The organism is Sphingomonas sp. ASV193, from assembly GCF_040203355.1.
Taxonomy (GTDB): Bacteria; Pseudomonadota; Alphaproteobacteria; order Sphingomonadales; family Sphingomonadaceae; genus Sphingomicrobium.
The window spans coordinates 79,723-93,003 of sequence record NZ_JBEHBW010000008.1; the positions used below are offsets into that span (position 1 = coordinate 79,723).

Here is a 13,281-nt window from a genome sequence, read left to right on the forward strand (position 1 = left end):
TTACCATGACCATGCGCGCGCGCCTGTCTCGTCTGTTCACCATCAAGACCCGCTTCGAGGCGTTCATGGTGATTTACGCGATCGCGCTCGGCGCGATGGAGCGCGCCCGCCATTATATCGAGACCTATCCCGGCAAGCCCGGCTATATCCTCGCCGCGGCGTGCAGCGGGGTGGTGTTCATCGCCGGGGCGAAGATCCTCGACGCGGTCCGCCGCGACCGGCTCGACGAGGAAGCGGCGCTCGCGGCGAGCGGCGCCCCTGCCCCAAGCCTCGCGCGTCGGCTCGACCTCAGTCGTAATCGGCCCAGGCTGTCCCGCTCGCGTCGAGATGCAGCGTCACCGAGGTCGTTTCGCATAGATTGACCCCGTGCCACACGGTAACCGACCCACCGGCCGAGGCGCGCAGGTCGAACCCGCAGTCCGGATCCGAATAGGCGATTTTCGTGCTCGCCCCCGGCGACGCGCCGCCGCCGAGCATATGCCAGTCGCCGCCGCCGCTGCGCCGGATCGCGAAGGACGACAGCGGCTTTCCGGTCGCGTTGACGATGGCGAAGCCGTTGACGCCCGGTGCCGCAAATGAGGGCGCCGCGACACCGAGCATCGCCAAGCCGACCAGCAAGCACCTGATCATCGTCTCTCGTCCCTTTGCCTTCGAGTCGATCATGCGATCCTCCTCCCGGTAACTCTGCGCTAACACCGCTTAATTCACGCTGAATCGTTGGTTTGGACGGTCGAACCGATTCGATATTGTAACACAAGTTCGGCAGCTTTCGCTCTCGGGGAGGGTGATCGGGAACGGCTTCCGGCGACCCTGTGGATATTAACCATCGCTTCACCATTTTCGGGCGATAGTCGGCCGGGTGGACGAAAGCGGACGGGAGGGGCTGCAGATGGAGTCGAACCAGCGTTTCTACGAGCGCCGCGCGGCTGCCGAGCGAACCGCGGCGATGCGCGCCCTGACCCCGCAGGCCAAGGACTGGCACGCCAAGCTGGCGAGCGACTTCGCCGAACGCGCGCGGGCATGCGAACGAGTCCGCGCGACCGCCTGAACGGCGACACATGCGAAACGAAAAAAGGACGGCCTCGCGGGGCCGTTTTTTTTAATCTGGGCAGTTGCGACCGAGCGCCTCGGCACAGGCGATTCCGGGAGCGGCGCGCGGCCGCTCCCGGAAACCGGTCAGGCCCGGTCGCACACCGCGGTGCTGTCGGGCGCCGCGACGAACAAATGGGTCAGCAGGCCCTGCACCCAATGGCTGATGGTGCACCACTCCATCGAATTTCTGCCGGCCGCGGCGGCGGGCGAGGCGAGCCCGCCTCCGGCGAGCAGGGCGGCGGCGGCGAACAGGCGAAGCTTCTTCATGACATCCTCCACGATTAGGAGGCGTCGATGTGCGACGGCGCGGATAACCCGCGATTGGGATTCGATGCGTTTCGGAGCGGATTCGCTGGCGCTCGCGGCTTCGGCGAGAGAGGATTTAGCCGTATCGGACGAGATACTGGTAGCGTTGGAACGATTGTCCTCGCTTCGCTCGGACGTCTTCGCTTCGCTTCGACCCCGAAGGTTCGTCTCGTCCCATGACCCGCCAACGAAAAAGCCACCCGCTAGGGGTGGCTTTGTCGTTGGCGCGCCCGGAACGATTCGAACGTCCGACCCTCAGATTCGTAGTCTGATGCTCTATCCAGCTGAGCTACGGGCGCGTTGGCCGGGCAGATAGGGGGAAGCGCCAAAACGCGCAACCCCCCGCGCGCAACCCCTGAACGCACGGCGGCGGCGATGCACCCCCTTTGCGCGCGCGGCCGGCTCGCCTAGGCAGGGGCGATGCAACGCGCCGCCCCGATCCTCGCCCTCTTCGCGCTGGCCGGTTGCGCGGGCGATCCGACCGCGATCGAGCGGCTTCGGCCGCGCGCCGCCGAACGGATCGACCCGCGCGTCGCGGTGCCGGTCCCCCCGCCCGCCCCGCGGACGGCCGGGCTCGCCGCGCGACTGGACGCGCTGGTCGCCGCCGCGCGCGCCGGGGCCGCCCCGTTCGATGCCGCCCTCCCCGCCGCGCGCGCGGCCGCGAATGCCGCCGGGCCAGCGCAGAGCGAGAGCTGGATCGCCGCACAGGAGCAGGTGTCGGCGCTCGACCCGCTGCGCGCGCCGGTGGCGAAGGCGCTCGCCGACCTCGACGCGATGGCGGGCGGGACGATCGAGGCGAAGGGCTGGGTCGGTCAGCGCGACCTCGGCGCGATCCAGGCCGCGGCGGCCGAGGTGGCGGCCATCGATTCGCGCCAGCAGGCGGCGATCGCCGAGCTTCGCGCGCGCCTCGGACGTTAGCGCGGGGCGAGCGCCCGCGCCCGCGCCGCGGGCCAGTCGGCGGCGTCGATCGACCAGATGATTTGCGGATTGAGCTCGTCGCCGAAGCGGGTGTCGCGAAAGTCGAGGTCGGGGCGGCGGGTCATGCCGAGCCGCTCCATCAGCCCCCAGCTCGGTTCGTTCTCAATTACCGTCATGGCGATCACGTGCGGCGCACCCAGCGCGCCGAACGCATGGTCGAGGCTGGCGATCGCGGCTTCCTTGGCGATCCCCCGCCCCCACGCGTCGGGGTGGAAGCGCCAGCCGATCTCGTGCCGCCCGGTCATCTCGGTGCCGGGCGAATTGACGCGCTTGATCCCGCAAAAACCGAGGATTTCGCCGCTCGCCTTGTGCTCGATCACCCAGAAGGCATGGCCGTGGGTCGGCGCCATCGCCAGCAGCCGGTCGAACGGAACGTCCCATTGCGCGGGCGTCTGCGGCCCGCCGAGCCAGCGCATCACCTCGGGCCGGTTCATCCGCTCGTAGAAATCGACCCGGTCGCTTTCCCGCCAGTCGCGGAAGCCCAGGCGCGCGGTGTCGGCGGGGGGTTCAGCCATTCATCAGGCGCGCCGCGTCGGGCGCATGATAGGTCAGCACCCCGCTCGCCCCGGCGCGCTTGAAGCTCATCAGCGTCTCGAGGATCAGCGCGTCGCGCTCGCCCGCGCCCGCCGCCGCCGCGGCCTCGATCATCGCATATTCGCCGCTCACCTGGTAGGCGAAGGTCGGCACCCCGAACCGGTCGCGGACTCGCGCAACGACGTCGAGATAGGGCAGCCCGGGCTTGACCATCACCATGTCGGCGCCCTCGGCGAGGTCGAGCGCGACCTCGCGCAGCGCCTCCTGCCCGTTGGCGGGGTCCATCTGGTAGGTCTTCTTGTCGCCCTTCAGCAGCCCGCGCGAACCGACCGCGTCGCGGAACGGGCCGTAAAAGGCGCTGGCGTACTTGGCGGCATAGGCCATGATCGCGACGTTGACGTGGCCCTCGCGCTCGAGCGCGGCGCGGATCGTGCCGATGCGCCCGTCCATCATGTCCGACGGGGCGACGATGTCCGCCCCCGCCGCCGCCTGCACCAGCGCCTGGTGGGTCAACACCTCGCTGGTTTCGTCGTTGAGGACATAGCCCGACGCGTCGACCAGCCCGTCGTGCCCGTGCGCGGTATAGGGGTCGAGCGCGACGTCGGTCAGCACGCCGATCTCGGGACAGCTATCCTTGATCGCCTTGATCGCGCGGCACATCAGATTGTCGGGATTGAGCGCCTCGCGCGCGTCGTCGGTGCGCAGGTCGCTCGGCGTGTTGGGGAACAGCGCGAGGCACGGGATGCCGAGCGCGGCGGCCTCCTTCGCTTTCGCTCCGATCCGGTCGACCGACCAGCGCGAGACGCCGGGAAGCGAGGCGATCGGCTCTTCGCAGCCGCTGCCGGCGCACACGAACAAGGGCCAGATGAGGTCGCTGGGGTGGAGCCGCGCCTCGGCGAGCATCGCGCGGATCCAGGGGCTGGCGCGGCCGCGCCGCATCCGCATCGCGGGAAAATTGGGCTGGGACATGGCGTTTTCATATCCATGCGGAACCCTTTGTCCATGGGCGCACTGTGTCGGCAATGCCCGAGACCCTGCCGAAACAAGCCATCCTCATCATCAATGCCATGAGTCGCCGTGGGGCGGACGTGTTCGACGAGGTGCGCGAGCGGCTGCTCGCGGGCGGGCTCGAGCTGATCGCGGCGCACGCGATCACCGAGCCCGAGCAGATGGCGCCGACGGTGATCGACGCGGTCGCGAAGGCGCCGATGGTGATCGTCGGCGGGGGCGACGGGTCGCTATCGTCGACGGTCGACCATTTCGTCGGCACCGACACGGTGTTCGCCTTCCTTCCGCTCGGCACCGCCAACAGCTTCGCCAAGTCGCTCGGGCTCGGGGTCGATCTCGACGCCGCGATCGCCGCGATCCTCGGCGGAGTGCCGCGAAGGATCGACCTCGGGCTGATCGACGACGATTATTTCGTCAACGCCGCCGCGCTGGGGCTCAGCCCGCTGATCGCCGACACCGTCCCGCACAAGCTCAAGCGTCATCTCGGCATGGTCGGATACATGCTGTGGGCGATCCGCGTCGCGTTCGAATTCGGCCCGTTCCGCCTTCGCGTGACCAAGGAAGACGGGACGGTCGACGCCGCCTGGGCGACCGAGGTCCGGATCTTCAACGGCAGCCACCACGGCGGGGTCGAACTGGCCGAGGCGCAGACGCTCGACAGCGGTCGGATCGTGATCCAGGCGGTGACCGGCAAGAGCCTGCTCGGCCTCGCGTGGAGCTGGTTCGCAACGCTGTTCAAGCTGTCGGCGCGGCACCAGACCGTGACCGAGTGGTGGGGGCGCGAGCTTCGGCTGGAGACCCGCCCGTCGCAGAAGATCAGCATCGACGGCGAAATCGCGGCAAAGACCCCGGTGACGGTGTCGGTCGCGCGCGCGGCGGTGACGATCGCCGCCCCGACTCAGGCGGCCTGAGGCTCGGCCGACCCTGGGTTGGGGTCGCGGCCGCCGACGCTCATGTGTGCCTTGCGCCACGTCCCGCGCCGGTAATAGGCGATCGCCAGCACGAGATTGACGAAGGTGGCGACCGGAAGGCTCAGCCACAGCGCGTCGGTGCCCAGCCAGCGCTGCCCGAACGACGCGACGCTGAGGCGAACCACGAACAGCCCGATGGTCAGGATCACCAGCGGCGCGACCACCGCCCCGTTGGCGCGGACGGTGGCGAACAGCACCATCATCACCCCGAACAGGAGGTAGCCCCAGGTCCCGAGCAGCTGGATGTGGCGCGCGAGCGGCATCGCCGGGCTGCCCGAGCCGAGGAACAGCGCGAGCACGGTGCGGTCGGCGGCGGCCAGCGAGGCGACCATGATCGCGGTGATGGCAAGCACGATGACGATCCCCGAGCGCGTGACCTTGGCCACCCGTTCCCACTGGCCCGCGCCGATGTTCTGCGCGACCATCGTCGAGACCGCCGCGCCGACCGCCATCGCCGGCATCTGGACATAGGTCCACAGCTGAAGCGCGACCCCGAAGGCGGCGGTAAAGTCGACCCCGTGGACGTTGACCAGCCCGAGCATCGCCATCGCCGAGCCTGACACGACGATCATCTGCAGCCCCATCGGCAGCCCCTTGACGACGATCGTCTCGGTCAACTGGCGGCTTGGCTTGAGGTAGGCGAGCTCGGCCCCGCGCAGCCGCAGCGGCAGGTCCTTGAGGTAGGTCCAGCCGATCAGGCCGAGCAGCGCGACCCAGTTGGCGAGCGCGGTGGTGACGGCGCTGCCCGCGATCCCCATTTTCGGGAACGGCCCCCAGCCTTCGATGAAGAAGGGATTGAGCCCGCTGTCGAGGATCACCGACAGGATCATGAACCACAGCGGGGTGAGGCTGTCGCCGGTGCCGCGGATCGCCATCATCAGCATCCCGAGCATCAGCGCGGCGGGCATGCCGATGAAGATGACCCGGAGATAATCGACCGCGAGCGGCACCACGTCGGGCGGGGTGGCGAGCAGCGCGAGAATTTGCGGGGTGAAGACATAGCCGACCGTGCTGACCGCGACGAGCACGATCGCGAACAGGGTGAAGGCGGTCCCGGTAACCCGGCGCGCGGCGTCCATGTCGCGCCGCCCGAACGCCTGCCCGATCAGGATCGTCGCCGCCATGCCGAAGCCGAACACGAAGGCGAGCATCAGGAACAGGATGGCGTTGGCATTGCTGGTCGCGGCGAGCGCCCTTTCGCCGAGCAGCCGCCCGACCCAGATCGCGTTGATCGACCCGTTCAAGGACTGGAGGATCGAGCTGCCCAGCGTCGGCAACATGAACCACAGCAGGTTCGACGCGATCGGCCCCTCGGTCAGGTTGGGCCGCGCGCGGCCCTTCGCGCCGCGGGCGGCGGGGGTGGGTTGAGAAGAGTCGGGCATCGCTCGGAGGAGGTAATGCGCGAGGAGCGGGATTGCTCCCCTACCCCAGCCGCGCCAGCGCCGCGCTCAGCCGCTCGGCCTCGGCGGCGCGGGCGTCGTGGTCGGCGCGCGCCTTGGCTACCGCCTCGGGCTTGGCGCGCTCGGCGAACGCGGGATTGCCGAGCCGGGCGGCGAGCGAATCGCGTTCCTTTGCCGCCGCCTCGATGGCCTTGGTGAGCCGCGCGCGCTCGGCGTCGAGGTCGATCGCGCCTTCGAGCGGGAAAGCGACCGTCGCGCCGCCGACCAAGATCTGCGCGGCATTGGCGGGCGCGGCCGCGGCATCGACCGGGTCGGCGACCTTCGCCATCCGCGCCAGCGTCGGGCCGTTCGCGGCCAGCCGGCGCGACAGGCCCTCGTCGCCGATCACGTGCGGGACGAGAGTCGCGGTCCACGGGATGTTGAGCTCGGCGCGCATCGCCCGGACCGCGTCAATCGTCTCGACCAGAGCGCCGATCTCGCGCTTCGCCTCGGCATCGACGGTCGCATCGGGCGTGGGCCACTTGGCGACGATCAGGTCGTAGGGACGCGGGTGGGCGGGAACCGCCATGCTGTGCCACAGCTCCTCGGTGACGAACGGCATGAACGGGTGAAGCATGACGAGGATCTGGTCGAACGCCCACGCGGCGACCGCCTTGGTCTCTTCATCCCACGCGCCCTTGATCAGTTCGACGTACCAGTCGCAGAAGGTGCCCCAGGTGAAGTGGTAGATGGCGTCGGCCATCGCGTCGAAGCGGAAGGTCGCGATCGCGGCGTCGAGCTTCGCCAGCGTCTCGACCACCTCGCCGATGATCCAGCGGTTGACCGGCAGGCTCGCCGCGGGCGCCTCGATCGAGCCGCTCGCGCCGACCCCGTTGCCCTGCAGGAAGCGCGCGGCGTTCCACAACTTGGTCGCGAAGTTGCGATAGCCCTCGACCCGTTTCTCATCGAGCTTGATGTCGCGGCCCTGGCTTTCCATCGCCGCCAGCGTGAAGCGCAGCGCGTCGGCACCGTACTTGTCGATCAGCCCGAGCGGGTCGACGACATTGCCCTTCGACTTGGACATTTTCGCGCCCTTGTCGTCGCGCACAAGGCCGTGGAGGTAGAGCGTCTTCCACGGGCGTTCGCCCATGAATTCGAACCCCTGCATCGCCATCCGCGCGTCCCAGAAGAACAGGATGTCGAAGCCCGAGATCAGCACGTCGTTGGGATAATGGCGGGCGAGGTCGGCGGTCGGTTCGGGCCAGCCGAGCGTCGCGAACGGCCACAGCGCGGAGGAAAACCAGGTGTCGAGCACGTCCTCGTCGCGCCAGATTGAATAAATAGGTCGATGAACATTCTGCCATTGATCCGACGCATCAGCCGCATCCGCCGACTCGATCACTTCGGCCGGCGGATGACCGATTTCAGCGAGAAATTGCCGGGCCTGCGCGGATGCTTCCTCGAATGTTTCGGCTACGAAAACGCGACGGTCGTTCGATCCGGCCGAAAAGCCGCCACTGCCGTCGTCACGATGCGTCTTCTTGAGATCGAAACCGTACCAAGCCGGGATGCGATGCCCCCACCACAATTGCCGCGAGACGCACCACGGCTGGATATTCTCGAGCCAGTTGAACCAGGTCTTTTTCCATGTCTCGGGCACCACCGCGATGTCGCCCTCGGCCACCGCCTCGAGCGGCTTTTTCGCCAGCGCGGCGGCGTCGACATACCATTGGTCGGTCAGCCACGGCTCGATCACCACGCCGCTGCGGTCGCCGAACGGGGTCGGGATCGTGCGGTCCTCGACCTTGACCAGCGCGCCCTCCGCCTCGAGCCGGGCGAGCACTTCGCGCCGCGCCTCGTCGCGGGTCAGGCCGATCAGCTCGGCCGGGATCAGCCCGTCGGCGGTCTGCGCGACATGCGCCGAGGCGTCGAACATGTTGAGCATCTCGCCGGGCTTGAACCCCGCGCGCTTGCCGACCTCATAATCGTTGAAGTCGTGCCCCGGCGTGATCTTGACCGCGCCGCTGCCCAGCTCGGGATCGGCATGCTCATCGGCGACGATCGGGATCAGCCGCCCGGTGATCGGGTGCTTGAGCGTCTGCCCGATCCGCGCCGCGTAGCGCGCGTCGTCGGGATGCACCGCGACCGCCATGTCGGCGAGCATCGTCTCGGGCCGGGTGGTCGCCACCTCGATGAAGCCGCTGCCGTCGGCGAACGGGAAGCGGAGCGTGTAGAACTTGCCGGCGACGTCCTTGGCCTCGACCTCGAGATCCGAGATCGCGGTCTGGAAACGCGGGTCCCAGTTGACCAGCCGCTTGTCGCGATAGAGCAGACCGCGCTCGTGCAGTGCGACGAACACCTTCGTCACCGCGCGCGAAAAGCCCTCGTCCATCGTGAATCGCTCGTTCGACCAGTCGCAGCTGGCGCCGAGACGGCGAAGCTGGCGGGTGATGTGGCCCCCGCTCTCGGCCTTCCACGCCCACACCTTGTCGACGAACGCCTCGCGCCCGAGGTCGGTGCGCTTGACCTGCTGCTCGTCGAGCTGGCGTTCGACCACCATCTGGGTCGCGATCCCGGCATGGTCGGTGCCGACCACCCACAGTGCGTCCTTGCCGCGCATCCGCTCGATCCGGATCAGCACGTCCTGCAGCGTATTGTCGAGCGCATGGCCGATGTGAAGACTGCCGGTGACGTTGGGCGGCGGCATGACGATGGTGAACGGCTCGGCCTCGTCGCGCGCCGGGCGAAACAGGCCGCCCTCTTCCCAATGGGCGTACCATTTGGCCTCGATCGGGCCGGGTTCGAAGGTCTTGGCGAGCGGTTCGGTCATGCGGCGCGGTTAAGGGAAGGCGCGCCGCGCCGCAACATCAGCGGTTAAGCCACTGGGCCTCCCAAGCAAAGACATTGTCGTACCACTGCACCGAGTTCTTCGGCTTGAGCACCCAGTGGTTCTCGTCGGGGAAGATCAGCAGCTTCGACGGGATCCCCCGCCGCTGGAGCGCGGTGAAGGCGGCGAGGCCTTGCGTGTAGGGAATGCGGAAGTCCTTTTCGCTGGTGATCACCAGCTGCGGGGTGCGCCAGGCGCTGACGTAATTGACCGGGTTCCACCGCTCGAACGCCGCCGGGTCCTCGTAATAGGTCTTGCCGCCATGCTCCCACTCGTCGAACCACAGCTCCTCGGTTTCGTAGGCCATCGCCCGCGCGTCGAACACGCCGTCGTGCTGGACGATGCAGCGGAACCGGTCGGGCCAGCGGCCTTCGATCCAGTTCATCATGTAGCCGCCGTAGCTGCCGCCGAGCGCGCAGGCGCGGCTGCCGTCGAGCTGCGGGTCGCGCGACACCGCGAACGCCAGCCCCTTCTGCAAATCCTCGAGCGGCCAGCCGCCCCAATTGTTGTGGATCGCGTCGGTGAAGGCCTGGCCGTAGCCGGTTGAGCCGTGGAAATCGACACTGACCGCGGCATAGCCCGGCGCGGTGAACAGCCGCGGGTTCCAGCGGTACGACCATGAGTTGGAGAAGCTGCCCTGCGGCCCGCCGTGGACGAGGAAGCTGATCGGCAGCTTCGCGGCAGCGTATTGCGGGCCGGCCGGCTTCATCACGAAGCCCCACACCGTGTCGTTGTTCGCGCCCTTGAAGTTGAACTTGGTGAAGCTGACCGGGTCGAGCTGGGCGAGCAGCGCCTTGTTGACCGCGGTAAGCTGCACCGGCTGCCCGCCCGGCGCGATCCGGTAGAGGTCGTCGGGCACACTCGCGCTGTTCATCGTCGCGACGATGCTGCCGTCGCGGAGCGGCGTGACCGCGCCGAAATGGCCGTCGCCGGTCAGCCGGGTGACCGCGCCGGTCGCGACGTCGACGCGGAAGATCGGCTCCTCGAGCGTATCGCCCGCGGTGACGACCAGCGCCCGCCCGTCGGGAGTCCACGCCAGCGAATCGGGCGATCGGTCCCACGTCCCGGTCAACGCGCGGGTCCGCCCGCTAGCGAGGTCCATCAGCTTGATGACGTTGCGGTCGGCCTCGTAGCCCGCGCGCGCCATCGACAGCCACGCCAGCGTCCGCCCGTCGGGCGAGACGGTCGGGATATTGTCGGTGCCCCTGTTGTCGGCGGTGAGGTTGCGCGGGGCGGCCGAGCCGTCCGCCGGGACCGCGAAAATGTCGAGGTTGGTCGAGGTCGGCTCGATCCGCCCCGCCTCGCGCATCGCGAAATAGACGGTCTTGCCGTCGGGCGAGAGGTCGATTTCCTCGCTCCCGCCGAACGGCTTCGAGGGCGTGTCGCCGACCAAAGGGGCGCTCACGGGCACCCCCTTGCCGACCACCTTGCCCCCCGCGATCGGGAAGGCGAACAGCCGCGATTTCACTCCCGGGGTCGACCATGCATCCCAATGGCGGACGAACAGCTGGTCGTAGACCCGGCCCGACCCGCCGAGGCCGGCGGCCTTGACGCCCTGGCAGGCGAAGTCGGGGCAGCGCAGGTCGCGGTCGGCGAAGAGGACGACGCGGCTGCCATCCTTCGCGATCTTGAACCCCGAAATGTCGCCTTCGAGCGTCGACAGCTGGACTGGCGCGCCGGTCAGCGTCTTGCGGAACAGCTGGTCCTGCCCCTTGACCGGGGCGAGGTACCAGATCGCCCCGTCGGCGCCGAACACCGCGTCGTGGCCTTCGCCGATCCCGGCGAGCGGCACCGGCTCAGCGCCGGGCCGGGCGAGGTCGAGCAGGTAGAGCCGGTTCTTGCGCTTGTTCGCCTTCCAGTCGGTCTCGCTCAGCGTGAAGATGGCGTGGCGACCGTCGGGCGCGACGCTCGGCCCGCCGAGGCGGTGGAGCGATTGCAGGTCGGTGATCGTCATCGGGCGCGACAGCGCGGGGGTGGCGGAAAGGGCGGCGGCCGCGGCGGCGGCGAGAAGGGAGGGGCGGATCATGCCGGGGGCGTAGCAAGCCCCGGTCGGCCTTGGAAGATGGCTAGATCCGGCGCCCGGTGATCCGGGTAATCTCGCGCTTCACATGCTCGTCGACGATCCGCGGCAGATGGTCGTCGAGCCATTGCTTGAGCAGCGGGCGAAGCATTTCGCGAACCAGCTCCTCGAGCGGGTTGGCCGGCGGTGCCGCCGGCGGCGGCGCGGCGGCGGCGAGCGAGGCGAGCTGTTCGAGCTGCGAGCGGCTGGCGGCGGCGATCGAGGTATCGACCAGCGTCTCGCCGATGTCGCCGGCATCGGGCGCAGCCTCCGACGGCGCGGGTCGCCGCGTTTCCTCGGCCAGCGGGAACGGCTCGACCGTCGGCTGGGCGTCGCCTTCTTCCGCGTGCGCCTGCCTTGCCTCGCTCGGTCCCTCGTCGGCCTGCTCGTCGAGTTCGAGCACGTCGTCCTCCTCGACGCCGTGCTCCGCGCCCTGCCCGGCGCTCGCGGGCTCGGGGAGCGGCGGCGGGGCGGCGGCGCGGATCTCCTTTTCCTCGGCGATCACGCGCTTGATCGAGGCGAGGATGTCTTCCATCGACGGTTCACGGGGCCCTGACATGGCACGAGCTATTGCCGATTGCGGGTCGGCTGTCACGCCCCTCTACGGCTGCGGCCGCTCGGCGTCGGTGACCGTGCTGGTCGCGACCGGCTGGTGCCGCGGGTCGCTCGACCAGTCGTTGAGGTTGCCCGCGACCCGGCGATAGTTGCCGAGCGGATCGTAGAGCGGCCCGCCGTCGAGCCCGAGCACCTTGGCCTCGGCCTGCCCCATCGCGTTCAAAAGCTGGAAGCCCGCGACATAGGCGTTGCGCTTGGCGGTAACGAGGTTGACCTGCGAATTGAGCAGCTCCTGCTCGGCGTTGAGCACGTCGAGCACGGTGCGGGTGCCGACCGTGCGCTCGGCGCGCGCGCCCTGGAGCGCGAGTTCGTTGGCCTTGACCGCTTCCTCGTTGGCGCTAATCGCCAGCTGCGCCGCCTGGTAGCTGGCGAACGCCGAGCGCGCCGCCGCGACGACCGCGCGCTCGGTGCCGATGCGGGTCTCGATGAGGTTGCCCTCGGCGGCCTGCGCCTGCCGGATCCGCGCGGCGGGAAGCCCGCCCTGGTAGAGCGGGATTCGCGCCTGGACCCCGACCGAGGTCGAGGTGCCCGAGTTGGGCGGATTGATCGTCACCCCGCCGCTCGAATAGCTGTTGTCGCCGAGCGTGTTGACATAGTTGCCCGATCCCACCGCGCTGAGCTGCGGCAGGCGGCTGGCGCGCGCCGAGCTGACGTCGTAGCCCGCGGCCTTGGCCTGCGCGGTGACCGAGACGAGGTCGGGGTTGCTGACCAGCGCGATCCGCACCGCCTCGTCGGCGCTCGCGGGGAGCGGCGGCAGCGGCGGCGGCGGGGCGAGCTCGCCCGGCGCCTTGCCGATCACCCGGCGATAGCTTTCCTCGCTGGTCTTGAGCTGCCCTTCGGCCGAGGCGAGCTGCGCCTGCCCGCCCTCGAGCCGCGCCTGCGACTGGGCGACGTCGGTGCGGGTCAGCTCGCCGATCTTGTACTGGTCGCTGGTGGCGCGCAGGTTGGTCTGCAGGACCTTCACGTTGTTCTGGTTCAACTCGACGATCGCGCGGTCGCGGATCACGTCCATGTAGGCGCCGACCGCGTCGGTGAACACGTCGCCCTCGACCGCGCGAAGCGTCGCGCGCCCGGCATCGACCCGGGTCTTGGCGGCGTTGATCCCGTTGCGGATCGCCCCGCCGTCGAACAGCGGGTAGGACACGTCGAGCCCGCCCGACACGTTGATGTTCTTGGTCGACCCGTTCGACAGCAGGATGATCCCGCTGCGGGTGAGGTCGCGGTTGACCCCGACGCTGGCGCTGACCTGCGGCCGCCCGGCGGCGCGGGCGATCGCGACGGCGGCGTCGGTGCCCTTCAGCGTCTCGCGCTGCGCGGTGAGCGTCGGGTTCGACTGGTAGGCCATCACCAGCGCCTCGCGCAGCGTGTCGGCGGAAGCGCTTGCGGCGCTGAGGGCGATGGCGGCGACGCCGATCATCCAGTGGCGGGTCACGATGCGAAGTCTCCCGCGGT

13 protein-coding genes and 1 tRNA gene are annotated in these 13,281 nt (G+C 69.1%); 4 read left to right on the forward strand and 10 right to left on the reverse strand.

Annotated elements, in window-relative coordinates; translation table 11 throughout:
- Nucleotides 1–5 precede the first annotated feature (5 nt).
- Entirely contained in the window at nt 6–362 is a 357-nt protein-coding gene (locus ABDK56_RS12855) for a hypothetical protein (protein WP_349808683.1), read from the forward strand.
- Here the strand turns inward: ABDK56_RS12855 and ABDK56_RS12860 are convergent.
- A complete protein-coding gene (locus ABDK56_RS12860; protein ID WP_349808684.1) occupies nt 289–663 on the reverse strand; it encodes a hypothetical protein in 375 nt (124 codons plus the stop codon). The two genes, ABDK56_RS12855 and ABDK56_RS12860, sit on opposite strands and share 74 nt — an antisense overlap.
- 226 nt (nt 664–889) lie before the next feature.
- Between ABDK56_RS12860 and ABDK56_RS12865 the strand changes: the two genes are divergently transcribed.
- Nucleotides 890–1,048, forward strand: coding sequence for a hypothetical protein (locus ABDK56_RS12865; protein ID WP_349808685.1), 159 nt, complete (start codon nt 890–892; stop codon nt 1,046–1,048).
- A 128-nt stretch (nt 1,049–1,176) separates the two neighbouring features.
- Here ABDK56_RS12865 and ABDK56_RS12870 read toward each other — a convergent pair whose 3' ends face one another.
- Together ABDK56_RS12870 and ABDK56_RS12875 are read right to left on the reverse strand one after the other, a co-directional pair.
- Nucleotides 1,177–1,359, reverse strand: coding sequence for a hypothetical protein (locus ABDK56_RS12870; protein ID WP_349808686.1), 183 nt, complete (start codon nt 1,357–1,359; stop codon nt 1,177–1,179).
- A gap of 261 nt (nt 1,360–1,620) precedes the next feature.
- Nucleotides 1,621–1,697: transfer RNA gene (locus ABDK56_RS12875), tRNA-Arg, on the reverse strand.
- Nucleotides 1,698–1,818: 121 nt separating this feature from the next.
- Between ABDK56_RS12875 and ABDK56_RS12880 the strand changes: the two genes are divergently transcribed.
- A complete protein-coding gene (locus ABDK56_RS12880; RefSeq protein ID WP_349808687.1) occupies nt 1,819–2,316 on the forward strand; it encodes a hypothetical protein in 498 nt (165 codons plus the stop codon).
- Here ABDK56_RS12880 and ABDK56_RS12885 read toward each other — a convergent pair.
- Nucleotides 2,313–2,891 carry a GNAT family N-acetyltransferase gene (locus tag ABDK56_RS12885; RefSeq protein ID WP_349808688.1) on the reverse strand — a complete coding sequence of 193 codons (579 nt, stop codon included), beginning with the start codon at nt 2,889–2,891 and terminating at the stop codon, nt 2,313–2,315. The genes ABDK56_RS12880 and ABDK56_RS12885 overlap by 4 nt on opposite strands.
- On the reverse strand, nt 2,884–3,879 hold the full coding sequence (gene hemB / locus ABDK56_RS12890) for a porphobilinogen synthase (RefSeq protein WP_349808689.1): 996 nt from the start codon (nt 3,877–3,879) through the stop codon (nt 2,884–2,886). The genes ABDK56_RS12885 and hemB overlap by 8 nt, the downstream gene beginning before the upstream one ends.
- A gap of 53 nt (nt 3,880–3,932) precedes the next feature.
- Here hemB and ABDK56_RS12895 point away from each other — a divergent pair, with 53 nt between their 5' ends.
- The gene (locus ABDK56_RS12895; RefSeq protein WP_349808690.1) at nt 3,933–4,829 is read left to right on the forward strand and encodes a diacylglycerol/lipid kinase family protein; all 897 of its coding nucleotides are present in this window, start codon (nt 3,933–3,935) and stop codon (nt 4,827–4,829) included.
- Here ABDK56_RS12895 and ABDK56_RS12900 read toward each other — a convergent pair.
- The 5 genes from ABDK56_RS12900 to ABDK56_RS12920 are packed head-to-tail and all read right to left on the reverse strand — an operon-like array spanning nt 4,817 to nt 13,261.
- A complete protein-coding gene (locus ABDK56_RS12900) occupies nt 4,817–6,271 on the reverse strand; it encodes an MATE family efflux transporter (RefSeq protein ID WP_349808691.1) in 1,455 nt (484 codons plus the stop codon). The two genes, ABDK56_RS12895 and ABDK56_RS12900, sit on opposite strands and share 13 nt — an antisense overlap.
- Before the next feature lie 40 nt (nt 6,272–6,311).
- A complete protein-coding gene (locus ABDK56_RS12905) occupies nt 6,312–9,098 on the reverse strand; it encodes a valine--tRNA ligase (RefSeq protein ID WP_349808692.1) in 2,787 nt (928 codons plus the stop codon).
- Nucleotides 9,099–9,135: 37 nt separating this feature from the next.
- Nucleotides 9,136–11,181, reverse strand: coding sequence for a prolyl oligopeptidase family serine peptidase (locus ABDK56_RS12910; protein ID WP_349808693.1), 2,046 nt, complete (start codon nt 11,179–11,181; stop codon nt 9,136–9,138).
- Nucleotides 11,182–11,221: 40 nt separating this feature from the next.
- Nucleotides 11,222–11,773 carry a DUF2497 domain-containing protein gene (locus ABDK56_RS12915; protein WP_349808694.1) on the reverse strand — a complete coding sequence of 184 codons (552 nt, stop codon included), beginning with the start codon at nt 11,771–11,773 and terminating at the stop codon, nt 11,222–11,224.
- 42 nt (nt 11,774–11,815) lie between these two features.
- Nucleotides 11,816–13,261, reverse strand: coding sequence for a TolC family outer membrane protein (locus tag ABDK56_RS12920; protein WP_349808695.1), 1,446 nt, complete (start codon nt 13,259–13,261; stop codon nt 11,816–11,818).
- Between the last annotated feature and the right edge of the window lie 20 nt (nt 13,262–13,281).